This window comes from Halomonas sp. SL1 (assembly GCF_003030865.2).
GTDB lineage: Bacteria > Pseudomonadota > Gammaproteobacteria > Pseudomonadales > Halomonadaceae > Halomonas > Halomonas halophila.
Map to the genome: position 1 here is coordinate 101,502 of NZ_PYUQ02000019.1, position 21,073 is coordinate 122,574.

Consider the following 21,073-nt stretch of genomic DNA (forward strand, 5'->3'; position numbering starts at 1 on the left):
CGAGCGAAGACGCCCCGTTACTGGCCGTCGATTTCGCGCACGAAGGGCGGCAGCGCATCCAGCAGCGCGCGGCCGTAGCGGCGGGTCAGCACGCGGCGGTCGAGCAGCGTGATGCGACCGCGATCGGCCTCCTTGCGGATCAGCCGGCCGCAGGCCTGGACCAGCTTGATGGAGGCGTCGGGCACGCTGATGCGCATGAACGGGTTACCGCCCTGGCGCTCGATCCATTCGGCCAGCGTGGCGCCCACCGGGTCGTCGGGCACCGCGAACGGCAGCCGGGTGATGATCACATGGGTCAGATAGTCGCCGGGCAGATCGATGCCCTCGGCGAAACTCGCCAGGCCGAACAGGATGTTGCCCTCGCCCTTGTCGATCTTCGCCCGGTGACGCTCCACCAGCTCGCGCTTGGGCAGCCTGCCCTGGGCCAGCACCCGCTCCCGCGTGCCTTCCGAGAGCGCGCGTTCCACGGCACGCAGCTGGGCGCGGGAGGAAAACAGCGCCAGCACCGCCTCGTCTTTTCCGAGCGCCTCGACGAAGTCGACGATGGCGCGCTCGTGGCCCTCGCGGTCGGACGGGTCGGCCGCCTCGCGGGGCACGCTGAGCACCGCCCGGGAGTAGTCGAAGGGGCTCGGCAGGCTCTGGTAGCGATAGCGATTGGCCAGTCCGGCTCGCTCCTGCAGCCGCTCGAAACGGCCCAGGGCGGTGAGGGTCGCCGAGGTCACCACGGCGCCGAAGCAGCGCCCCCACAGCGACTTCGCCAGGGTATGGGCGGCGGACACCGGGCTCGCCGAGAAGGTCAGCTCCGGGTCGCCGCCGAAGCGCTCCAGCGTCAGCCAGCGGGCGCGGGGCGGCTCGCCTTCCGGATCGGTCTCGGCGAAGGCCTGCCACAGGGCATGCGCCTCCAGCGCGCGGCCGTGGAGCAGCGCCACCAGCGGCAGCCAGGGCTCGGCCTGCTCCTTGGGCAGTCCGGTGGACTTCTCCGGGTCCAGGCTCTCGCGCAGGATATCGGCCATCGACTCCAGGGTCCGCGACAGCTCGGCGAACATCGTCACCAGGCCGTCGGCCTGTTCGCGCAGCGCGTCGGGGGTTCGGCCCATCTCGAAGCGATGCTGGGCGCTGTCTTCGCCATCGCCCAGGCCTTCGGGACGCCCGGCCAGCTGATGGCCCAGCGAGAAGGCGTCGCCGAGGCGCGGCTCAAGCCCCTCGAACAGCGGCGGCAGGCTCGAGAGCAGGCGCGCCAGCGTGGGCTGCACGGCCAGCGCCTGGTTGAGCTCGGTGAGCGACTTCTTGAGCGTGCTCAGCCAGCGCAGGCCATGGCCCACGGCGAAGCGATGAGTGAAGTGGTTGAGCGCCTTGTCCGGCAGGTGGTGGCCCTCGTCGAAGACGTAGATGCAGTCGCCGGGGTCCGGCAGCACCACACCACCGCCCAGGGCCAGGTCGGCCAGCACCAGGTCGTGGTTGGCGACGATCACCTCGGCGCTGTCCAGCTCGCGCCGTGCGCGAAAGAAGGCACAGGCACCGTAGTGTCCGCAGCGGCGATTGGTGCACTGACGATGATCGACGGTCAGCTTGCGCCAGTGGGCGTCGTCGATGCCCTCCGGCCAGCTGTCGCGATCGCCGGCCCAGCGGCCGTTGCCGTAGGCCTCGCCGAGGGACTGGACGAGCTCTTGGAAATCGTCGCCGCCGCTGTCCAGGGCCTGCTCGAACAGCGACAGGGTGGGATTGTCGTCCTCGCCCCCGTCCATGGCCTGGTCGAGGCGCGCCACGCAGACGTAGCGACCGCGGCCCTTGGCCAGGGAGAAGTTGAAGGAGAGCCCGCTGTGGGCCTTGAGCGCCGGCAGGTCCTGGTGCAGCACCTGCTCCTGCAGGGCCACCGTGGCAGTGGCCACCACCAGCCGCTTGCCATGGGCCTTGGCCACCGGCAGCGCGGCGAGCAGATAGGCCAGGGTCTTGCCGGTGCCGGTGCCGGCCTCGAGCACGCAGACGTGCTCGTGGCTGGTGCGCTGGCCGGCGTCATCGGCCTCGATGCCGCCCAGGGTGCGGGCGATCTCGGCGATCATCAGCCGCTGGCCGTAGCGTGGGGTGAGGTCGAGGCCGTCGAGCACCTTGCGATAGGCGCCCTGGATCTCGCCCTTCAGGGCCTCGTCTAGCATAAAAATCCTAGCTGGAAGCCAGAAGCTGGAAGCTGGAAGCTGGAAGCTGGAAGCTGGAAGTCACCCCAACGCCACTCGGAGAAAGCGCTGGCGCCCGGCACAGCCGGAGTGTTTCTCTTCCAGCTTCAAGCTTAAAGCTAAGAGCTTACAGCAGCCCTTCCGGCGGATGCTCGCAGGGCAGCTTGTCGTTGATGAAGCGCTCGATCTCCGGCAGCGAGAAGGCGTCTTCCTCGCCCACGAAGCTGATCGAGACACCCTTGGCGCCGGCGCGGCCGGTGCGGCCGATACGGTGGACGTAGTCCTCCGGATCTTCGGGCAGGGTGTAGTTGATGACGTGGCTGACGTCCTCGATGTGGATGCCACGGCCGGCCACGTCGGTGGCGACCAGCACCTGGATCTCGCCCTCGCGGAACTTCTCGAGGGTGCTGATGCGCTGGTTCTGGGGCACGTCGCCGGAGATCATGGCGGCATTGATGCCGGCGTCCTTGAGCAGGCCGTCAAGCTTGCGCACCAGGTCACGGCGGTTGCCGAACACCATCACCCGGTCGAAGCTCTCCTGCTGCAGCAGCTTCACCAGCAGCTTCGCCTTGTCCTCGTCGCCGACCAGATAGACACGCTGATCGATATCGGCGGCGTTATCGACGGTGACCGCGATGTCCACGTGGGCCGGATCGCGGGTCCACTGGCTGGCCAGATTGAGGATGTCCTCGGTGAAGGTCGCCGAGAACAGGAAGGTCTGGCGCTCCTCGGGCTTGGGCGTATGGCGGATGATGCGCTTCACGTCGGGGATGAAGCCCATGGAGAGCATCCGATCTGCCTCGTCGAGCACCAGCACCTCGACCTGGGTCAGATCGACGTCACGCTTCTGATGGAAGTCCAGCAGCCGGCCCGGGGTGGCCACCAGGATGTCGAGCTGCTGGCCGAGGCCCTCGAGCTGCTTCTGGTAGTCCATCCCGCCGACCACGCTGGCCACGTTGAGCTTGGTGAAGCGGGCCAGGGCCTTGGCGTCCTTCTCGATCTGCAGCGCCAGTTCACGGGTCGGGGCCACGATCAGCGCCCGCGGCGCGCCCGGCTTCTGGCCGTCCGGGGCCTCTTCCTCGAGGAAGTAGGCGAGGATCGAGATCAGGAAGGCGGCGGTCTTGCCGGTGCCGGTCTGGGCCTTGCCGACCACGTCGCCACCGAGCAGCGTGTGGGTCAGCGCCTCGGCCTGGATCGGCGTGCAGTACTCGAAGCCCTGGGCATGGATGGCACGCATCAGCGGCAGCGGCAGGTCGAAATCGTGGAAGCGCCACTTGCCCGCCACGGCGGGGACCTGGAACTGGCGCAGATCCCAGTTCGACTGGCGGCGACGCGGCTTGCGGCGGCGACGCTTGGGCTTGCGGTTCTCGGTCTGGGCCGGTGCTGTGGTCTGTTCCGACTCGCTCATAGGCTGTGCTGTCTCGTCCATGTTCGTGGATGGAGGTGCATCGATCAGCGATGCGTGACGCAAACGCGCATTGTACCAGTCTCGGGCGCCGAGGGCGCGTCCGCTGTCGAAGGGAAGCGTCCGACTGCTAGAATGGCGCCCATCGAAAGAGGAGCCGTGTCATGACACGCAGGAAGAAGAGCCGTTCCATCGCCGACAAGGTGACCATCCGCACCGGTCGGCGCAAGGACTACAAGCAGTGGCGCCACGAGAACCCCGACGAGGTCACCTCGTCGCGGCGCTACACCGACAAGAAGCGCCAGCAGCGCAAGCTGCAGGCGGAGCGCAAGCTGGCCCGCCAGGAAAGCGGCCAGAAGATCGCCATCCATCCCGACAAGCCCGAGCAGAAGGACGACTGACCGATGCGCCTGGTGTCATTCAACATCAACGGCATTCGCGCCCGGCTGCATCAGCTGGAGGCGTTGGTCGCCGCACATCGTCCGGCGGTGATCGGCCTGCAGGAGACCAAGGTCCTGGACAGCGAGTTCCCGGTCGAGGCCGTCGAGGCGTTGGGCTACAGCGTTTACTTTCACGGCCAGAAGGGTCACTACGGCGTGGCGCTGATGATCTGCAACGAGCAGTGCCCGGACGGCCCGGAAGCGATCCATCGCGGCTTTCCCGATGACGGCGAACAGGCCCAGCGCCGGCTGATCGGCGCGCGACTGCGCATCGACGGCGGCGAGCCGCTGACGGTGTGGAACGGCTACTTTCCCCAGGGCGAAAGCGTCGACCATCCGGTGAAATTCCCGCACAAGCGTGAGTTCTACGCCCAGCTGTCGCGCCTGCTCAACGAGCATCACGCCCCGGACGAGCGCCTGGCGATCATGGGCGACTTCAACATCTCGCCCGAGGACATCGACATCGGCATCGGCGAGCCCAACCGCAAGCGCTGGCTGCGCGAGGGCAAGACCAGCTTCCAGCCGGTGGAACGCGAGTGGCTCGCGGGCATCAAGGCCTGGGGCCTCGCCGACAGCTACCGGCTCTGCCATCCGCAGGTGGACGACCGCTTCAGCTGGTTCGACTACCGCTCCAAGGGCTTCGACCGCGACCCGAAGCGCGGCCTGCGCATCGACTACATCCTGGTGACGGAGCCGCTGGCCGGCCGGGTGCGCGACGCCGGCATCGACTACGAGCTGCGCGGCATGGAGAAGCCGTCCGACCACGCCCCCGTGTGGACCGAATTCGAGGCGTAATCATCTCGCGAAGCGCTTGCCCGGCGGCAAGCCTCGGGGTGCCGGACCATCACGAGGCGCTGTAAACCCTTCCCTGGGCGCTACTTTTGCCCTTCAGCACTCTCGCATCCTGCTCCGCTTGAAGGACCGGTGCTGGCCATCCATGGCCAGCCCGTTCGGCGAGGATCGCCTCACCCTTGGCAAAAACCCTCGCTACGCCTTGCCCCCGGCATTCACCGCCTCATCCTCGGTCCCGCCTGTTGCCTCACCGCCTTCCTGCTCCGGCAGGCTCGACAGCCAGTCTTCCGCCTCGGACTCACCCAGATCACGCGCCTTCGCCAGCGCCTCGCCGGCGATGTCCCACTCGCCCCAGCCGTAGGCCAGCTCGCCCAGCCGCAGCCAGTCGTCGCCGGCCCCGCTGCGCTCGACGACGTCGCGCCAGGCAGCCAACGCCTCGTCGTGATCGCGCGCGGCCTGCCAGGCACGCGCCAGCAGGCGGCGATGCTCGAGATCGTCCGGCAGCGACTGCTCCTCGAGAGCAACAGTCAGCAGCTCGGCGGCCCGCGCCGGCGTGCCGCCGGCCAGGTGCAGACGGATGCGCTGGTGCAGGTCCTCGGCGCCCGACAGCACGCCGCGGCGCCAGCCGGCCTCCCAGATCGCCGCAGCCCGACCCGGATCGCCCAGGCGCTGGGCCAGGCTGGCCGCCCGGCGCCAGGTTTCGGCATCGCCGTCGGCGCCCTGGAGACGCCGCTCGATCAGCGCCAGCGCGCCGCCCTCGTCGCCGGCACGCTGCAGCACGGTGGCGGCCAGCGTCGCACGCGCCTCGCTCGGCTCGCCGCCACTCAGGGCGCGATTCACCCAGCGCGCCGCGTCGTCCCAGTCGGCCTCGGCGGCCAGCAGCTGGACCATCAGCCAGTGATCCTCGCGGGTGCCGGCGTGACGCTGGAACCAGTCGCCGAGCAGCGCCCTCACCCGCTCGGGCTGATCGCCCCGCAGGCGCAGTCCCGCCTCCTGGCGCAGCCAGCGATCCGCCTGGGCGCGCTCGACGCCACGGATGCCACGCGCCTCGGCCAGATGACCGGCGGCGGCCAGCGGATCGTCGAGACGCGCCGCAGCGCTGGCGGCGAGCTGCAGGTAGAGGGCGCGGGCCCAGCGGTCCGAGGCATTGCCGCCCGCCAGGCGATCGGCCTGGCTCAGGGCGCGTTCGCGCACGGCGGCATACTCGGACTGCCCCAGGCGCTGCTCGAGGCCCTGAAGGTCGTCGATGCGCGCCCCGGACAGGGTCGGCGCCGCCAGGGCGGGCGGGGACAGCAGCAGCCAGGCGAGCAGGCACAGCGGGCGTGTCGGCGTCATGATCGTCATCTCAGCTGGAACTCCAGGCGCTGGCGGGCCCGACGGCGCTGATCGGCGGACGCGAACTGCCAGCCGGCGATGGCGCGGCGAGCGACGCGGTCGAAGACGCGACGCGGGCTGGCCTCCACCACCTGGATGCTGTCGCGTTCGACGCTGCCGTCGCGGCGAATGATGAACTGCACCACCACGTGGCCCTCGAGACCGCGACGGCGGGCCCGCGAGGGATACTCGGGCGGCACGCGACGCGTGGCCTGGGCGGAGGCCCCGACGTCCACCGGCTCGTTGGAGGCCGCCTGACTCGCGGCCGGGGCCGACGACGACGTGCTCGCCGTGGCCTGGCTCGGAGCAGGGTCCGGTGCCGGCGCGGGTTCCGGCTGCGGTTCGGGTTGCGGTTCGGGCCGGGGCTCTGGCTTCGGTTCGGGTGGCGTCTCGGTGAGCTCCGGCAAGGCCTCGTCCACCGGCGTCTCCGGCGCTTCCATGGGCGGCAGCTCCGGCTCCGGCAGGGAAATGGCGCTGTCGACCTGGGGCGCCGGCGCCGGCTGTGGCGGCGGCGTCGGAGCACTGGGCGGCGGCGGTGGCGCCGCGCTGGCCGCCGTGGCCGGCTCGGGCGCCATCTCGGCCGGCGCTTCGGCCAGCGTCATCATGATCTCCTGCTGCGGCTCGGGCTCGGCCTCGGGCGGTGCCACCAGCAAGGCCAGCAGCGCGAACAGCGCCAGGGTCAGGGCCGCCCCGGCCAGCAGCGAAACCGGTAGCCGCATCAGTCACCGCTCCGCTGGGCGGCCACCGCCACGTTGTCGACGTCGGCCTCGCGCAGGCGATCCATGACCTCGATCAACACGCCGGTGGTGGCATCGCGATCGGCCTGGATCACCACCGAGCCGTCGTCGCTGATCAGGCCGGCCACGCGCGGACCGACCCGGTGCAGGTCCACGGGCTCGCCGTCGACCCACACCGCGCCCTCGGGGGTGATCGCCACCAGCACCTGAACGTCCGGCCGCGGCGAGGCCGCGCTGGACTCGGGCCGTTCGATCTCCACCCCGCTCTCCTTGATGAAGCTGGTGGTCACGATGAAGAAGATCAGCATGATGAAGACCACGTCCAGCATCGGGGTCAGGTTGACCTCGCTGCTCTCCTCAGCGGCCGCCGCCAGTCGACGTCTACGCATGTGCGTCCTCCGCGGCGCGTGCCAGGCGGTCGTGCAGCCGCTGATCCTCGCGCCGGATGATGTGTTCGAGACGAGCGATGAACAAGAGCCCCACCACCGAGACCGCCATGCCGCTCAGGGTCGGCAGGGTGGCGCGGGCCACGCCGTCGGCCATGGCACGAGCCTGATTGACCTCGCTCACCGACAGGCTGTCGAAGACGGTGATCATGCCGGTCACCGTGCCGAGCAGGCCGAACAGCGGGCAGATCACCACCAGCAGCTTGAGCCAGGGCAGCGGCGCGCGCAGCCGGGTGATCAGCTCGCGGGCCCAGATCTCGCGCAGGGTCAGCGCACTCCAGCTGGCGTGATCCTCGCGGGCCACCCAGCGCGCCACCAGGGCGTGGCGCGCCGGACGATAGTGGAAGCGGAAGAACCACCAGCGCTCCAGGCCCAGCGAGAACAGCAGCACCGCCACGCCGATGATGACCACCAGCACCGGGCCGCCGGCCTCGACCAGCCAGGCCAGGGGATCAAGCCAGAGCATCGGCATGGCGCGGCGTCACGCTCGGGGAAGCGGCGTCGCGGCCGGCTTCCAGGGTGTCGGCGAGCACGGCACTGGCGCGCCCTTCGAGGGTACCGATCAGCGAACGGCTGCGGCTGGAGAGCGCCGTCTGGGCGAACAGCAGCGGCACCGCGGTGATCAGGCCCAGCACCGTGGTCACCAGCGCCTGACTGATGCCGCCGGCCATCAGCTGCGGGTCGCCGGTGCCGAACACGGTGATCGACTGGAAGGTCACGATCATGCCGGTGACGGTGCCGAGCAGGCCCATCAGTGGCGCCACGGCGGCGAGCATCTTGACCAGCCCCTGGCCGCGCTCGAGCTTCGGCTGCTCGGCGAGCAGCGCCTCGTCGAGGCGGGCCTCCAGCGCCTCGGGCGCGTGGCCCGGGCCGAGGGCATGGAAACGCTTGAGCACGCGTCCCAGCGGATTGTCGTCGCGCAGCCGGTCGAGATCACCGAGCTGACGACGCAGCCGCACCGTCACCCGCGTCAGATAGAGGTACTGCACCAGCGCCACCAGCAGGCCGACGACGCCCAGCGCCACGACCACATAGCCCACGGCACCGCCCTGCTGGAAGCGCTCCCAGAGGCTCGGCGTCTGCGCCATGGCCGCGACGACCTGCCCGTCGGCCGGATCGAAGGCCAGGGTGTCGCCCTCGCCGTTGCGGAAGGCCGCCAAGGTGTCGGCGATCGCCCCGGGCGTCGTCGGCAGCACCGCCAGGCGCCCGTCCTCACCGGAACGCTCGAGCAGCTGACCGTCGTCGGTCGCCGCCAGCAGATCGCCCACGCGTAGCACCGAGCGCTCGGCCACCTCGCCATCGGCGCCAGCCACCGGCGCCTCGAACTCCGCCACCCGAGCGGTCTCGCGCGTCAGCGCCATCAGGCTGTCGGCGAGGCCGGCCACCTGATCGGCGCCGAGGATGCCGTCGGCCTCGAGGCGCGGCGGCAGCTCGGCCTGACCGCCGAGAGTCAGCCAGCTGGCGGCGAGATCGTCACGCAGCTCGCCGCTGACGCCGGCCACCTCATCGAACAGGGCCTGCAGATCACCGCCTTGTTCCTGGCGACGGGCGTTAAGCTCCTCGAGCGCCTCGCGCTGGGACTGCTCCCGGGCGTCGAGGGATTCGCGTCGCTCGCGAGCGGCGGCCAGGGCGTCCTGAGCCTCGGTCAGCGCCTCATCCAGCGCCGCTTCGTCATCGACCAGCTCGGCCAGGCGAGCGTTGTCACGGGCCTCGGCGGCCTCGCGTTCGGCACGCAGGGTCGAGAGCGCGGCCTCGTCGTCCGGCGCGACCGCCGGCTGGGCCTGGCCCAGCAGGGGGAAGCCGGCCAGCCACAGGCCCATCAGCGCGGCGCGCATTGCCGTCGGCAGGTGCATCAGGCGTCCTCCCCGGCAGGTGTCTCTGACGCAGACACGGGTTGAGAAACGGGCAGCTCCAGCAGCGCGGGGGCGCGCCGCTCGCGGGCGATGGCCAGCCCCTTGCGGACCTCGGTCAGAGCCGCGCCGTCCAGCGGCTGCCAGCCGCCCTGCTCGGCCTTCCACACGCCACCGCGATGGCCGTCGGGCGTCAAGTAGTACCAGCCGACCCGGCCCAGGCGCAGGAAATCCACCTCGCGCGGGACATCGCCGGCCAGTTCACCACGCCAGGCATCGATCTCCCGGCCGTAGTCGAGCTCGGCGCGCCAGGCGGCCAGCATCCGCGCCAGCTTCTCGTCGCGGCTCGTCTCGGGATCGGCCAGCAGGCGCTCGAGGTTCTCGACCCGGGCCAGACGCTCGTCCTCCAGGAAAGGCATGTCGCGCTCCACCCAGGCACGCAGACGCTCGACCATGTCACGCATCAGGCCCGGCAGGGCCTCGCGGGTCTCGGACAGGGTGGAAAGCGCCTCGTCACGGCGGGCCAGGGTATCGGCCTGACGCTCGACCAGCGGCGCCAGCTCGGCGTTGTAGTCGTTCAGACGCCGCGTTTCCTCGCGCGCCTGACGCAGTGCCTGGAGCTTGTCGCGCACGGCGTCGTCGGCGTTGTCGATACGCGCCTGGAGTTCGGCCTGGGTACGCTGGGCGTCCAGCGCCTCATCGCGCACCGTCGACTGGGCGGCCGCCGAACCGACCATGAGCAGGGCAACGCCTGCCACGGCGAGGCGGCGCCGGGATTGGTGGTAGGACACGCTTGTCTCCGAAAGGTCCGACATATCCCCTAAACCCTACTTTGAACAAGAATAATTATCAATGCCTGACGCAGCCGCAAACGAGACCCAGCACCGAGAGGTTGACAGCTCGCGGGCGCCCATAAAGAATGAGAATTACTATCAAAGGAGCCGCCGCCCATGTCGGCCGACACATCACAGCTGCATTACACCTGCATCTTCCTTTCGGTCTCCTTCCGGGCGCTTCGCGATGACCTGGACAAGCCGTCGCGAGCCCCGTCCCACCCCTGCTGGCTGGACGCCGGCCTGGTCGAGATGCTCACCGGCGAACTGAGACGCTGCCGTGATGCCGCCGTTCGTCATCCGGCGGCCTGGCAGTCCCTCGATGCCGCCCTCGCCCACGCCAGCCTGCTGCTGGCCCAATGCCCCGGCGGCCTGGGTCGCGATCGCTGCGCGCGCCAGCTCGACGCCATCGTGTCGCCGCTGCAGGAGGCTGCCGCCTGGCTGGCCGGCCGTCGCCCCTCCGAGGCACAGGAAAGCCAGTGGCAGGCCATGGCCCGACGGCTGGGCGGCTGGCTTCGCCGCTAAACCGCCCTCCTCGCCACCTCTTCAGCATCGACGACGCACCAACGCAAACGGGCCGACCTCTCCGTGGAGAGGCCGGCCCGTTTTCTAGCTGACGGCAGAGAGTGTTACAGCTTGCTCTCGAGCTCCGGCAGGATCTCGAACAGATCCCCGACGAGACCACGGGTCATCGAGAGCGCCACCTGGAAGATCCCGATCTTCGCCTTACAGCTTGCTCTCGAGCTCCGGCAGGATCTCGAACAGATCCCCGACGAGACCATAGTCCGCGACCTGGAAGATCGGCGCCTCGTCGTCCTTGTTGATGGCGACGATCACCCGGGAATCCTTCATCCCTGCCAGGTGCTGGATGGCACCGCTGATGCCCACCGCGATGTACAGCTCCGGCGCCACGATCTTGCCGGTCTGGCCGACCTGCATGTCGTTGGGCACGTAGCCGGCGTCGACCGCCGCACGGGAGGCGCCGATGGCCGCGCCCAGCTTGTCGGCGATGCCGTCGAGCAGCTTGAAGTTTTCGCCACTGCCCATGCCGCGGCCGCCGGAGATCACCACCTTGGCGCCGCCGAGCTCGGGGCGGTCGCTCTGCTCGAGCCGCTCGTCGACGAACGAGGACAGGGCGTTGTCGATGCCGCTCTCGACGGCCTCGACGCTCGCGCTTCCGCTCTCACCGACGGCATCGAAGGCGGTGGGACGCACGGTGATCACCTTCAGTGCGTCCTCGCTCTGCACGGTGGCGATGGCGTTGCCGGCATAGATCGGGCGCTTGAAGGTATCGGCGCCGACCACCTCGATGATCTCGGAGATCTGGCTGACGTCCTTGAGCGCGGCGAGTCGCGGCAGCACGTTCTTGCCATTGGTGGTGGCGGCAGCCAGCACGTGGCCATAGTCGTCGGACAGCGCGACCAGCAGGTCGCCGACCGGCTCGGCCAGCTGGTGGGCATAGACCGCGGCGTCGGCGACGCGCACCCGGCTCACGCCGTCGAGCTTGGCGGCGGCCTCGGCGACGGCACCGACGTTCTCGCCGGCAACCAGCACGTCAACGTCGCCACCGATTTTCCTTGCGGCGGCGACCACGTGCGCGGTGATCTCGGCCAGCTGGCCGTCGTGATGTTCGGCAAGGACCAGGATACTCATGAAATCACCTTCGCTTCATTCTTCAGCTTGTCGACCAGCTCGTCCACGGAGCCCACCTTGACGCCGCCCTGACGCTCGGCCGGCGGCTCGACGGAAACCAGCTTGAGGCCGGAGGCCACCGCGACGCCGAGTGCCTCGGGCGTCTTGGTGTCCAGCGGCTTCTTCTTGGCCTTCATGATGTCGGGCAGCTTGGCGTAACGCGGCTCGTTGAGGCGCAGGTCGGTGGTGACGATGGCCGGCAGCTGCAGGGCCACGGTCTGCAGGCCGCCGTCGATCTCGCGGGTGACCTTCAGGGTCTCGCCCTCGACGGCGACCTCGGAGGCGAAGGTGCCCTGGGGACGACCGGTCAGTGCGGCGAGCATCTGCCCCACCTGATTGTTGTCGCTGTCGATGGCCTGCTTGCCGAGGATGGTCAGCTGCGGCTGCTCCTCCTCGACGACCCTGGCCAGCAGCTTGGCCGCGGCCAGCGACTCGACGGGCGCCTCGGTCTGCACGTGCACGGCGCGATCGGCGCCCAGCGCCAGCGCGGTGCGGAGCTGTTCCTGGGCGGCCTTGGGGCCCACGGTGACGGCGACCACTTCGGTGGCCACACCGGCTTCCTTGAGCCGCACCGCCTCTTCCACGGCAATCTCGCAGAAGGGATTCATGGCCATCTTGACGTTGGTGAGATCGACGTCGCTGTTGTCCGGCTTGACCCGAATCTTGACGTTGTAGTCGATGACGCGTTTGACCGCGACGAGTACCTTCATAATGTCCTCGCTGGGTTCTGTCTCGGAACCTGGGAAACGGAGCTCGGCGACTCGCTGAGGGAACGCGACACCGGCCCATAGAACTGGCCGATATGCTTTTATGCGTTTCAGACGAGCGTTTGATAGGCGCCTTGCCGAAAAACCCCCTAAATGTGCCACAGCCCGGTCCACTCCAACAATCCCCGGCATGCCGGGAATGGGGCTTTCCGGGGTTTGGCCATCGTAAGGGGGGGCCAATCCGGCTATCATGCGGACCATGGGACACCCCCGGAAGCAAACGACCGTTTTAACACCCTGACGATGCCGAGACCGCTTCGGCCAGGACGTCGTCGGGATGGGAGGAGAAGGATCCAATGACAGAACAGATCGAGCGCGACGCCATGGAGTTCGACGTGGTCATCGTCGGCGGCGGCCCCTCCGGGCTGGCCGCCGCCTGCCGCCTGATGCAGCAGGCCAACGAGGCCGAACAAGAGCTGACGGTGTGCCTGGTCGAGAAAGGCTCCGAGGTCGGCGCTCATATCCTCTCCGGCGCCGTCTTCGAACCCCGCGCCCTGCAGGAACTGTTCCCCGACTGGCAGGAGCGCGGCGCGCCACTGACCACGCCGGCGATTCGCGACGAGCTCTATCTGCTCAAGGACGCCGAGAAGGCCCAGAAGCTGCCCAATGCCCTGGTGCCGAAGACCATGCATAACACCGGCGGCGACCTCACCCGTTATGTGATCAGCGCCGGCAACCTGTGCCGCTGGCTGGCCGAACAGGCCGAGGAGCTCGGCGTCGAGGTGTTCCCGGGCTTCGCCGCCCAGGAGGCCATCGTCGAGGACGGCGTGGTCAAGGGCATCCTGGTCGGCGACATGGGCGTGGGCGCCGACGGCCAGCCCAAGGACGGCCACATGCCGGGCATGGAGCTGCGCGCCAAGTACACCCTGTTCGCCGAGGGCGCCCGCGGCCACCTGGGCAAGGGACTGATCGAGCGCTTCGAGCTCGATGCCGGTAAGGATCCGCAGCACTACGGCATCGGCCTCAAGGAGCTGTGGGACGTGCCCGCCGACAAGCACGAGCCGGGCCTGGTGCTGCACGGCTCCGGCTGGCCGCTGGACAAGTCGACCCACGGCGGCTGGTTCCTCTATCACGCCGAGAATCAGCAGGTGGTGGTCGGCCTGATCCTCGACCTGTCCTACCAGAATCCGTACCTGTCGCCCTTCGACGAGTTCCAGCGCATGAAGCACCACCCGGTGCTCAAGCAGTACCTGGAGGGCGGCTCGCGGGTGGCCTACGGCGCCCGGGCCATCGCCAAGGGCGGCCTCAACTGCCTGCCGAAGATGACCTTCCCCGGCGGGCTCTTGATCGGCTGCGACGCCGGCACCCTGAACTTCGCCAAGATCAAGGGCCTGCACACCGCCATGAAGTCCGGCATGGTGGCCGCCGAGAGCGTCTTCGAGGCCATCGCGGCCGGTGACGAGGGCGGCGCCGATCTCACCGCCTTCGAGGCCAAGTGGCAGGCCAGCTGGGCCTACCGGGAGCTCGACGAGAGCCGCAGCTTCGGCCCGGCGATCCACAAGTACGGCACCGTGGGCGGCGGCGCCTACAACTTCCTCGACCAGCTCACCGGCGGCAAGCTGCCGACGGTCCACGACACCACCCCGGACCACGCCACCCTCAAGCCGGCGGCCGAGTGCGAGAAGATCGACTATCCCAAGCCGGACGGCGTGATCTCGTTCGACAAGTCCTCCTCGGTGTTCCTCTCGAACACCAACCACGAGGAAGACCAGCCCTGCCACCTGCGCCTCAAGGACCCGGAACTGCCGATCCGCGACAACCTGCCGACCTACGCCGAGCCCGCGCAGCGCTACTGCCCGGCCGGGGTCTACGAGGTGGTCGAGGACGACGACGGCAAGCCCGCGTTCCAGATCAACTTCCAGAACTGCGTACACTGCAAGACCTGTGACATCAAGGACCCGGCCCAGAACATCACCTGGGTCGCGCCGGAAGGGGGAGGCGGGCCGAACTACCCCAACATGTAAGGGAGGCCTGAGTCAAAAAGGCAAAAAACGCCCCGCAGGCATACAGCCTGCGGGGCGTTTGTCTTCAGACTTCCAGGCGCGAAGCGCCGCTCTTCCCTCTTACCTCTCCGGGCGCTGCCCAGGCTCAGTCGCCGGTGGCGATGGGCCGGTCGGCGTCGGTGATCCAGTCGCTCCAGGAGCCGACGTAGAGCCGCGGCAGCGGGCGGCCGGCGATCGCGTAGGCGAGGATGTCGTGGCAGGCGGTGACGCCGGAGCCGCAGTAGGCGATCACCGGGTCCGCGTCCGGCAGCTCGGCGTCGAGCGTCTCGGGGGACTTGAAGCGACCGTGCGCATCGAGGTTCTCGGCGCTCGGCCGCGAGCGTGCGCCGGGGATATGCCCGGCCATGGCATCGACGGACTCGGCCTCGCCGCGGAAGCGCTCGGCGGGGCGCGCATCGAGCTTCAGCGCTCGACCGGAGAACACCTCGTCGGCCTGTACCAGCACATCGTCGCGGTAGTCGGGCACCCAGTCGCTCGGCGCGGGCGCCGGCTCGCGCCCCAGCGGCAGCTCGCCGCCGGCGGCCTGCCAGGCGCCGAGTCCACCGTTCAGCAGCCGCACGTCGGGATGCCCGGCCCAGCGGGCGATCATCCACCAGGCCCGGGCCGCGGCCAGCTGACCGCCCACGTCGTCGTAGACCACCACCGGCCGCCCGGGGGTGACGCCGAGGCGACGCAGCGTCGCCGTGAAGGCCTCGCGGTTCGGCAGCGGATGGCGGCCGCCCGCGCCGTTCTCACGGGCCGGGGCGGCCAGGTCGCGATCCATGTCCAGGTGCTGGCTGCCCGGCACATGGCCTTCGCGCCACAGCCGCTCGCCGGCCTCGGGATCGCCGAGCCGCGCCCGGCAGTCCAGCACCAGCGGCGGCATATCGCCCGCGAGCGCCTCGGCCAGCGCGGTGGCTTCGATCAACACGTTCATGCGCCTTCTCCTTCCAGCCATTCGATGGGGGCCCGCCGGGCAATCAGTCGCCTGCGGCCGGCCTGACGGAATCGCACCTCGATCACCGGATTCGCCGGATCGCCTTCCACCACGCTGATCTCGCCCTCGCCGAAGACGGCATGGTTGAGGCGCTGGCCGACCCGGTAGTCGGCCGCGCTATCGGCGACCTGCCCCGTCTGCGCCGCGGCGGCCTCGACGGGCAGCGGCCGGCCCAGGCGCTCGAGATAGCGCTGCACCAGCGCCGGTCGGGAGACCCGCAGCGGCGCCGGCGGTTCATCGATGCCCTCGGCGACCAGCCGCTCGGCCACCCGCTGGCCGTCCTGCCAGGCGGTCTCGCCGAGGAAGCGGCTGGGCCGGTGATCGCCGCCGTCGTGCAGCATCACCAACCGCTCGCAGGCGCGGGTGATCGCCACGTAGAACAGCCGCCGCTCCTCCTCGAGACGCGGCGGACTCAGCGGGTTGTCGCGGGTGTAGTGCGGGAAGTCTTCCTCGTTGACGCCGCCGAGCATCACCAGCGGCCACTCCAGCCCCTTGGCGCCGTGCACGGTGGTGATCAGCACGCCGTCGTCGCGGTTCTCCACCGGGCGGCGCAGCAGCTCGATGAAGGCCGCGAGATCGGAGGCCTCCTTGGCCTGCTCCACCAGCACGTCGAGCAGGCGCACGTCCTCCTCGCCCTTGTCGCGGCGCGCCGCGGCGCGCTTGAGCACCTTCTCGGCCTCGACCTCCTCGACCACGTGCTCGAGCAGCTTCGCCGGCGACCAGCCGCCGCGTTTCGGCAGCTCGCAGAGCAGCGCCCAGCGACGCTTGAGGGTACGCCGCTGGTGTGGCTTGAGCGAGGCCAGCAGCGGGTCCTGGCGCTCCGGCCAGCGCTGGGTCTCGGCCAGCCGGGCGGCCAGCGCCGAGAGCCGTTCGCGGGGCACGAAGGGCGTCGGCTGGGAGAGCAGCAGCAGCAGATGGCCGGGGTCGCGCAACAGCTGGCCGTCGAGCGCCAGCGCCAGGTAGCCGGCCAGCGCCTCGACCAGCGGCAGGCGGAACACGAAACGGTCCTCCCGCGACAGCCGGAAGGGCACGCCCTCGCGCAGCAGCGCCAGCTGCAGCGGCACCGACAGCGCCCAGCTGCGCACCAGCAGGCAGGCCTCGTCGAGACGGCGGCCGTCGCGCTGCCAGCCGGCCAGCTCGTCGAGCAACGCCTGGCTGCCCTGCCCCACCGCCAGCCGGGTGTCGGGATTGTCCGGCGCGGCCAGGCACAGCTGGTCCGGACGGCGCCGGTTGGCCTCGATGGCGTGATTGGCGGCCAGCGCCAGGGCGTGGCCGTGGCGGAAGGTGGTGGAGAGCGGGTAGTCGCGGGCCTCGCCGAAGATGGCGGTGAAGTCCTCGAGCATGGTGTCGGGGTGGGCGCCACGCCATTCGTAGATGCACTGGTTGGCGTCGCCCACCGCCATCACCGCCGCCTGGCGCCCGGCCAGCACCGCCAGCAGGCGCTGCTGGGTAGGATTGATGTCCTGGTACTCGTCGATGATCACCTGGTCGAGGAAGCCCTGGACCCGGGCGCGCAGCGCGGGGTCGGCCTCCAGCGCCCGGACCGGCCGGTACAGCAGGTCGGCATAGGTCATCAGGCCCTGATCGGCGAGCAGTGTCTCGGCGTGTTCGAAAGCGGCGACGAAGTGATCGGTGTCCTCGCCGAAGTCGAGCCGGGCGTAGAGCTCGGCGGGCTCGGCCATCTCGGCCTTCACCAGGCCGCTGAAGTGGGCCAGAGCCTCGAGCTTCTCGGCTTCCAGGGCGCGCTCGCCGGCCTCGGGGAAGGCCTCCAGCGCCTGCTGGGTGGCCTGGCGCAGCAGCCGCTCGAGCTGCCAGTCGGCGGTCAGCAGCCGACGGTTCTCCAGCACGCCCCAGCGGGTCAGGCTCTGGGTCAGGCGATGACCCAGCGAGTGAAAGGTGCGCACGTCGGGCAGCGCCTGGCCGGCGGGTGCCGCCGCGGCCAGCCGGGCCTGGAAGTCCTCCCGGGCCGAGCGGTTGAACATCAGCACCAGGATGCGCCCGGGCGCCATGCCGCGCTCGAGCAGGTGCAGCACCCGCGCCACCAGGGTGGTGGTCTTGCCCGCCCCGGCCACGGCGGCGACCCGGGCATGGCCCTCGGGGTGGCCGACCACGGCGTGCTGTTCCGACGTCAGCCTCATGATGCCTCGTCGTCCCAGCGGCCCAGCGAGTGCCAGGCCCCGCCGCTCTCGAGCCCCAGCTCGTCGTCGCGGCACTCGGCGGCGTCGGCGAGGCGATAGAAGACGTTGCGCCCGAGGCGCGCGGCCAGCCCGAAGCGCACCGGCACCTCCGGCACGGCCTCGCCGCGGGGCGTGTCGCTGACCGTCAGCCGGTGCGCGTCGTCGAGCCTCACGCGATCGCCGGCATTGGTGACGAGTTGCCAGTCGCCGGCGGCATCGCGTTCGGCATCGACGATCAGCAGCGGGCGATCCTCGACGCGGATACGCCATTTCTCGGCCGGCGCTACCAGGTAATACTCGCCGTCGTCCTCGCGGCGCAGCACGCTCGCCAGCAGCCGCACCAGCGCAGGACGCGCGATGACGCCCCCCTCGTGGAGCCAGCGACCGTCGGCGGCGATGGTCAGATCCATGTCGCCCCGGCACTCGGGATGCCAGCGCTCCAGCGGCGGGATCTCGCCCTCGGGCGGTATGCCGGCCAACCAGGTGTCCAGGTTCATGACGCCTCCTTTGCGCGCCGGATCAGGATCAGACCACCAGGCCGGCGCTCGACAGCGCCTCGCGGACTTCCGCCGACGCCTCGGGCACGGCCGCCTTGAACAGCCGATAGAAGTTGGCAGTGGTCTGCATGGCCACCTCCCCGACGCTGATGCCGCGCTCCTCGGCGATGCACTCGGCGACCTCGACCACCCAGGCCGGCTCGTTGGGCTTGCCGCGATGCGGCACCGGCGCCAGGTAGGGGCTGTCGGTCTCGATCAGCAGGCGGTCCAGCGGCACCTTGCGGGCCAGCTCGCGCACCGACTCGGCGTTGCGGAAGGTGACGATACCCGACAGCGAGACCATGAACCCGTGGGCCACCGCCTCGCGGGCCATGTCCAGGTCCTCGGTGAAGCAGTGAAGTACGCCACCGACCCGCGGATCGACGTGCTCGCGGATCAGCGCCAGGGTGTCCTCGCGCGCGGCACGGGTGTGGATGATCACCGGCAGCTCGAGTTCGGTGGCGGCGATCAGGTGGCGGCGGAAGCGCTCGTGCTGCACCTCGCGGGAGACACCGTCGTAGTGATAGTCGAGGCCGGTCTCGCCGATCGCCACCGCCTCATGGCGCTCCGCGCATTCCTTGATGGCCTCGACGCTCGGCTCTTCCGGCACCTCATGCAGCGGATGCACGCCGGCGGAGATCACCACGTCGTCATGCTCGCGGGCGATGGCGGCGATACCGGGCACTTCTTCCAGGGTGACCGCGATGGCCAGGAACTGGCGCACGTCGCGGGCGCGGGCGGCGTCCAGGGCGGCGGCGACGTCGCCGTCGTGGGTACGGGGATCGAGGCGATCGAGATGGCAGTGGGAATCGACAAACATCGGCAGGTTCACACGAAAAAGGGATACGTTCGGAAGCTCGACGCGGGTCAGAGCGTGTAGGTCGGCGCGGCCTTGTCCAGCTGGCCCGCCAGCAGGGTCTCGATATGGTCGCGCACGGCCTGGTCCTCGAGGCCGAAGTGCACGCCGATGCCCGGCACGCGTCGCCCGGAGACGCCTTCGGGCGAGACCCAGACCACTCGGCCGGTGATCGGCAGGCGCTCGCTCTGCTCGGGCAGGGTCAGCAGCACGAAGACCTCCTGGCCGAGCTCGTAGCGCTCCCGGGTCGGCACGAAGATGCCACCCCGCTCCAGCGACGGCATGTAGGCCATGAGCAGCGTGGGGATATCCCGGATGGTCAGGGAGAGGGCCTTCTGGGCGGACATCGGCGAGCCTCCTCGGGCAGTGTCTTCAGGAGCGCAGCAGCGCGGACCAGCGCACCAGCCAGGCCTCCAGCACCAGCTGCGGGTTGGGATTGCCCCCCGCGCCGAGCAGGCGGCGCTGTTCGCGAGCATAGTCCAGCAGGCGGAACCAGTCGCGCACCCGGCCGTTCTTCACCGCCTGGCGATAGAGCGGCAGCAGGTCGGGATTGCGCAGCGTCGCGCTCTCGCCGGACAGCCCCAGCCGGATCAGATCCTCGAGCCAGGCGATACCGTACCACAGGATGGCGTCGAGGGACTGGCGGTCCAGCCGCGCGGCCTCGGCCACCGGCTCGGCACCGCGCACCAGGGCGTCGAAGGTCTCGTGGAGCTGCTGACGCAGCGCCCGGGCGTCGGGCTCGGCGAGCTCGAGGGCCCGCAGCGGCAGTCCGCCGGCGGCCTGATACCAGAAGCGGGCATCCTCGCGGCCGCCGAGCCGTTCGGCCAGCCAGTCGAGGCAGTCGGCCTCGTCCGGCGCGGTCAGGCTCCAGTGCTGGCAGCGCGAGCGGATGGTCGGCAGCAGGTGAGAAGGGATGTCCGAGAGCAGCAGAAACAGGGTCCGGCCGCCGGGCTCCTCCAGGCTCTTGAGCAGGGCGTTGGAGGCGGCCACGTTCATCGCCTCGGCCGGGGAGATGACGATCACCCGGTAGCCGCCCTGCTGGGCGGTCTGGGAGACGAAGCCGTTGATCTCGCGGATGGCATCGATGCGAATCTGGCGCTTGCCCTCGTCCGGCGACACCCGCATCAGGTCCGGGTGATAGCCCGACGCCAGCATCTGGCAGGCGTGGCAGCGGCCACAGGCGACCTCCCCCGGCGCCTGGCACAGGGTGCGGGCGATCAGCGCCTCGGCCAGCGATGGCTTGCCGACACCGTGGGGACCGGAGAACAGCAGCGCATGGGGCAGACGGCCGGCCTCGGCCAGCGCGATCAGCTCCCGCCAGCGTGGCTCGAGCCAGGGCAGCGGCCGGACGGGCTCGCTCATGACGCCTCCAGGTGCGCGTCCAGCCGGCGGCCGAGCTCGGCCTGCACGTCCGCCAGGGCACGATCGGCGTCGACCACGGCGATGCGCTCGGGCGCCGCGGCGGCGCGGGCCAGATAGGCCTGACGCACGGCCTCGAAGAACTCGCCGCGCTCGCGCTCGAAACGGTCGCGCTGGCCACCGCTGTGCTCCAGACGCCCCTCGAGCCGGCGCTGCGCCGCGGCCATCGGCATGTCGAGCAGCAGCGTCAGGTCCGGCTGCAACCCCTGCTGGACGAAGGCCTCCAGCTCGGCGATGCGCTCGGCCGGAATCCCGCGCCCGCCGCCCTGGTAGGCGAAAGTGGCATCGGTGAAGCGGTCGCAGACCACCCAGGCGCCCCGTTCGAGGGCCGGCCGCACCACCCGTGCCAGGTGCTGTGCGCGAGCGGCGAACACCAGCAGCAGCTCGGCGTCGGCGTCCAGCGGCTCGTCGGACGCGGGGTCGAGCAGCAGGCCGCGGATCGCCTCGGCGCGCGGCGTGCCGCCCGGCTCGCGGGTGCGCACCACCTCGAGGCCGCGGTCCTCCAGATGCGCGGCGACCCAGGCCAGATTGGTGGACTTGCCCACCCCTTCGCCGCCTTCCAGGGTGATGAAGCGTCCTCGGCGTTGCATGGCCCCTCC

At 70.1% G+C, this 21,073-nt stretch carries 21 protein-coding genes; 4 read left to right on the forward strand and 17 right to left on the reverse strand.

What is annotated here, in order from left to right; genetic code table 11:
• Positions 1-17: 17 nt before the first annotated feature.
• Together dinG and C9J49_RS13070 are read right to left on the reverse strand one after the other, a co-directional pair.
• Complete coding sequence (dinG, locus tag C9J49_RS13065; protein WP_046079708.1) at positions 18-2,153, reverse strand: ATP-dependent DNA helicase DinG; 2,136 nt, start codon at positions 2,151-2,153, stop codon at positions 18-20.
• Between the two features lie 145 nt (positions 2,154-2,298).
• Positions 2,299-3,579 carry a DEAD/DEAH box helicase gene (locus C9J49_RS13070; protein WP_046079709.1) on the reverse strand — a complete coding sequence of 427 codons (1,281 nt, stop codon included), beginning with the start codon at positions 3,577-3,579 and terminating at the stop codon, positions 2,299-2,301.
• A gap of 161 nt (positions 3,580-3,740) precedes the next feature.
• Here C9J49_RS13070 and C9J49_RS13075 point away from each other — a divergent pair, with 161 nt between their 5' ends.
• Positions 3,741-3,977, forward strand: a complete 237-nt coding sequence (locus tag C9J49_RS13075) for a hypothetical protein (protein ID WP_035596714.1) — start codon at positions 3,741-3,743, stop codon at positions 3,975-3,977.
• A gap of 3 nt (positions 3,978-3,980) precedes the next feature.
• Positions 3,981-4,811: an exodeoxyribonuclease III gene (gene xthA, locus C9J49_RS13080; protein WP_107182376.1), complete on the forward strand. Its 831-nt coding sequence runs from the start codon at positions 3,981-3,983 to the stop codon at positions 4,809-4,811.
• Positions 4,812-5,003: 192 nt separating this feature from the next.
• Here xthA and C9J49_RS13085 read toward each other — a convergent pair whose 3' ends face one another.
• From C9J49_RS13085 to C9J49_RS13110, 6 genes are read right to left on the reverse strand one after another with little or no spacing between them, the layout of a single operon-like run.
• The gene (locus tag C9J49_RS13085) at positions 5,004-6,143 is read right to left on the reverse strand and encodes a hypothetical protein (protein WP_258394060.1); all 1,140 of its coding nucleotides are present in this window, start codon (positions 6,141-6,143) and stop codon (positions 5,004-5,006) included.
• Between the two features lie 5 nt (positions 6,144-6,148).
• On the reverse strand, positions 6,149-6,901 hold the full coding sequence (locus tag C9J49_RS13090; protein WP_107182378.1) for an energy transducer TonB: 753 nt from the start codon (positions 6,899-6,901) through the stop codon (positions 6,149-6,151).
• Positions 6,901-7,308 carry a biopolymer transporter ExbD gene (locus C9J49_RS13095; RefSeq protein ID WP_046079713.1) on the reverse strand — a complete coding sequence of 136 codons (408 nt, stop codon included), beginning with the start codon at positions 7,306-7,308 and terminating at the stop codon, positions 6,901-6,903. Before C9J49_RS13095 ends, C9J49_RS13090 begins: the two co-directional genes overlap by 1 nt.
• Positions 7,301-7,837, reverse strand: coding sequence for a MotA/TolQ/ExbB proton channel family protein (locus C9J49_RS13100; RefSeq protein WP_046079714.1), 537 nt, complete (start codon positions 7,835-7,837; stop codon positions 7,301-7,303). The genes C9J49_RS13095 and C9J49_RS13100 overlap by 8 nt, the downstream gene beginning before the upstream one ends.
• Entirely contained in the window at positions 7,818-9,218 is a 1,401-nt protein-coding gene (locus tag C9J49_RS13105; protein WP_258394062.1) for a MotA/TolQ/ExbB proton channel family protein, read from the reverse strand. The genes C9J49_RS13100 and C9J49_RS13105 overlap by 20 nt, the downstream gene beginning before the upstream one ends.
• Complete coding sequence (locus C9J49_RS13110; RefSeq protein WP_082090926.1) at positions 9,218-10,006, reverse strand: DUF3450 domain-containing protein; 789 nt, start codon at positions 10,004-10,006, stop codon at positions 9,218-9,220. The genes C9J49_RS13105 and C9J49_RS13110 overlap by 1 nt, the downstream gene beginning before the upstream one ends.
• A gap of 159 nt (positions 10,007-10,165) precedes the next feature.
• Here C9J49_RS13110 and C9J49_RS13115 point away from each other — a divergent pair, with 159 nt between their 5' ends.
• Entirely contained in the window at positions 10,166-10,573 is a 408-nt protein-coding gene (locus tag C9J49_RS13115; RefSeq protein WP_046079715.1) for a hypothetical protein, read from the forward strand.
• Positions 10,574-10,774: 201 nt separating this feature from the next.
• Here C9J49_RS13115 and C9J49_RS13120 read toward each other — a convergent pair whose 3' ends face one another.
• Both C9J49_RS13120 and C9J49_RS13125 read right to left on the reverse strand, forming a co-directional pair.
• A complete protein-coding gene (locus C9J49_RS13120; RefSeq protein WP_046079716.1) occupies positions 10,775-11,701 on the reverse strand; it encodes an electron transfer flavoprotein subunit alpha/FixB family protein in 927 nt (308 codons plus the stop codon).
• Positions 11,698-12,450 carry an electron transfer flavoprotein subunit beta/FixA family protein gene (locus C9J49_RS13125; RefSeq protein ID WP_107182379.1) on the reverse strand — a complete coding sequence of 251 codons (753 nt, stop codon included), beginning with the start codon at positions 12,448-12,450 and terminating at the stop codon, positions 11,698-11,700. Before C9J49_RS13125 ends, C9J49_RS13120 begins: the two co-directional genes overlap by 4 nt.
• A gap of 353 nt (positions 12,451-12,803) precedes the next feature.
• On the opposite strand from C9J49_RS13125, the gene C9J49_RS13130 reads away from it, so the two are divergent.
• Positions 12,804-14,471, forward strand: a complete 1,668-nt coding sequence (locus C9J49_RS13130; RefSeq protein WP_107182380.1) for an electron transfer flavoprotein-ubiquinone oxidoreductase — start codon at positions 12,804-12,806, stop codon at positions 14,469-14,471.
• A 124-nt stretch (positions 14,472-14,595) separates the two neighbouring features.
• Here C9J49_RS13130 and C9J49_RS13135 read toward each other — a convergent pair whose 3' ends face one another.
• From C9J49_RS13135 to tmk, 7 genes are read right to left on the reverse strand one after another with little or no spacing between them, the layout of a single operon-like run.
• Entirely contained in the window at positions 14,596-15,426 is an 831-nt protein-coding gene (locus C9J49_RS13135; protein WP_107182381.1) for a sulfurtransferase, read from the reverse strand.
• On the reverse strand, positions 15,423-17,624 hold the full coding sequence (locus tag C9J49_RS13140; RefSeq protein ID WP_107182382.1) for an ATP-dependent helicase: 2,202 nt from the start codon (positions 17,622-17,624) through the stop codon (positions 15,423-15,425). The genes C9J49_RS13135 and C9J49_RS13140 overlap by 4 nt, the downstream gene beginning before the upstream one ends.
• Positions 17,621-18,160 (reverse strand): DUF1285 domain-containing protein, encoded by a 540-nt coding sequence (locus C9J49_RS13145; RefSeq protein WP_107182383.1) that lies wholly within the window; start codon positions 18,158-18,160, stop codon positions 17,621-17,623. The genes C9J49_RS13140 and C9J49_RS13145 overlap by 4 nt, the downstream gene beginning before the upstream one ends.
• A gap of 28 nt (positions 18,161-18,188) precedes the next feature.
• Positions 18,189-19,019: a TatD family hydrolase gene (locus C9J49_RS13150; RefSeq protein WP_107182384.1), complete on the reverse strand. Its 831-nt coding sequence runs from the start codon at positions 19,017-19,019 to the stop codon at positions 18,189-18,191.
• A 47-nt stretch (positions 19,020-19,066) separates the two neighbouring features.
• On the reverse strand, positions 19,067-19,402 hold the full coding sequence (locus tag C9J49_RS13155; protein ID WP_046079721.1) for a PilZ domain-containing protein: 336 nt from the start codon (positions 19,400-19,402) through the stop codon (positions 19,067-19,069).
• A gap of 25 nt (positions 19,403-19,427) precedes the next feature.
• A complete protein-coding gene (locus C9J49_RS13160; protein WP_046079722.1) occupies positions 19,428-20,417 on the reverse strand; it encodes a DNA polymerase III subunit delta' in 990 nt (329 codons plus the stop codon).
• Complete coding sequence (tmk, locus tag C9J49_RS13165; RefSeq protein WP_046079723.1) at positions 20,414-21,064, reverse strand: dTMP kinase; 651 nt, start codon at positions 21,062-21,064, stop codon at positions 20,414-20,416. Before tmk ends, C9J49_RS13160 begins: the two co-directional genes overlap by 4 nt.
• Positions 21,065-21,073: the final 9 nt, after the last annotated feature.

Bases quoted from the DNA above. Each gene is read 5' to 3' on its own strand.
- dinG (WP_046079708.1), bottom strand. From the start codon at position 2,153: ATGCTAGACGAGGCCCTGAAGGGCGAGATCCAGGGCGCCTATCGCAAG.
- C9J49_RS13070 (WP_046079709.1), bottom strand. From the start codon at position 3,579: ATGAGCGAGTCGGAACAGACCACAGCACCGGCCCAGACCGAGAACCGC.
- C9J49_RS13075 (WP_035596714.1), top strand. From the start codon at position 3,741: ATGACACGCAGGAAGAAGAGCCGTTCCATCGCCGACAAGGTGACCATC.
- xthA (WP_107182376.1), top strand. From the start codon at position 3,981: ATGCGCCTGGTGTCATTCAACATCAACGGCATTCGCGCCCGGCTGCAT.
- C9J49_RS13085 (WP_258394060.1), bottom strand. From the start codon at position 6,143: ATGACGCCGACACGCCCGCTGTGCCTGCTCGCCTGGCTGCTGCTGTCC.
- C9J49_RS13090 (WP_107182378.1), bottom strand. From the start codon at position 6,901: ATGCGGCTACCGGTTTCGCTGCTGGCCGGGGCGGCCCTGACCCTGGCG.
- C9J49_RS13095 (WP_046079713.1), bottom strand. From the start codon at position 7,308: ATGCGTAGACGTCGACTGGCGGCGGCCGCTGAGGAGAGCAGCGAGGTC.
- C9J49_RS13100 (WP_046079714.1), bottom strand. From the start codon at position 7,837: ATGCCGATGCTCTGGCTTGATCCCCTGGCCTGGCTGGTCGAGGCCGGC.
- C9J49_RS13105 (WP_258394062.1), bottom strand. From the start codon at position 9,218: ATGCACCTGCCGACGGCAATGCGCGCCGCGCTGATGGGCCTGTGGCTG.
- C9J49_RS13115 (WP_046079715.1), top strand. From the start codon at position 10,166: ATGTCGGCCGACACATCACAGCTGCATTACACCTGCATCTTCCTTTCG.
- C9J49_RS13120 (WP_046079716.1), bottom strand. From the start codon at position 11,701: ATGAGTATCCTGGTCCTTGCCGAACATCACGACGGCCAGCTGGCCGAG.
- C9J49_RS13125 (WP_107182379.1), bottom strand. From the start codon at position 12,450: ATGAAGGTACTCGTCGCGGTCAAACGCGTCATCGACTACAACGTCAAG.
- C9J49_RS13130 (WP_107182380.1), top strand. From the start codon at position 12,804: ATGACAGAACAGATCGAGCGCGACGCCATGGAGTTCGACGTGGTCATC.
- C9J49_RS13135 (WP_107182381.1), bottom strand. From the start codon at position 15,426: ATGAACGTGTTGATCGAAGCCACCGCGCTGGCCGAGGCGCTCGCGGGC.
- C9J49_RS13140 (WP_107182382.1), bottom strand. From the start codon at position 17,624: ATGAGGCTGACGTCGGAACAGCACGCCGTGGTCGGCCACCCCGAGGGC.
- C9J49_RS13145 (WP_107182383.1), bottom strand. From the start codon at position 18,160: ATGAACCTGGACACCTGGTTGGCCGGCATACCGCCCGAGGGCGAGATC.
- C9J49_RS13150 (WP_107182384.1), bottom strand. From the start codon at position 19,019: ATGTTTGTCGATTCCCACTGCCATCTCGATCGCCTCGATCCCCGTACC.
- C9J49_RS13155 (WP_046079721.1), bottom strand. From the start codon at position 19,402: ATGTCCGCCCAGAAGGCCCTCTCCCTGACCATCCGGGATATCCCCACG.
- C9J49_RS13160 (WP_046079722.1), bottom strand. From the start codon at position 20,417: ATGAGCGAGCCCGTCCGGCCGCTGCCCTGGCTCGAGCCACGCTGGCGG.
- tmk (WP_046079723.1), bottom strand. From the start codon at position 21,064: ATGCAACGCCGAGGACGCTTCATCACCCTGGAAGGCGGCGAAGGGGTG.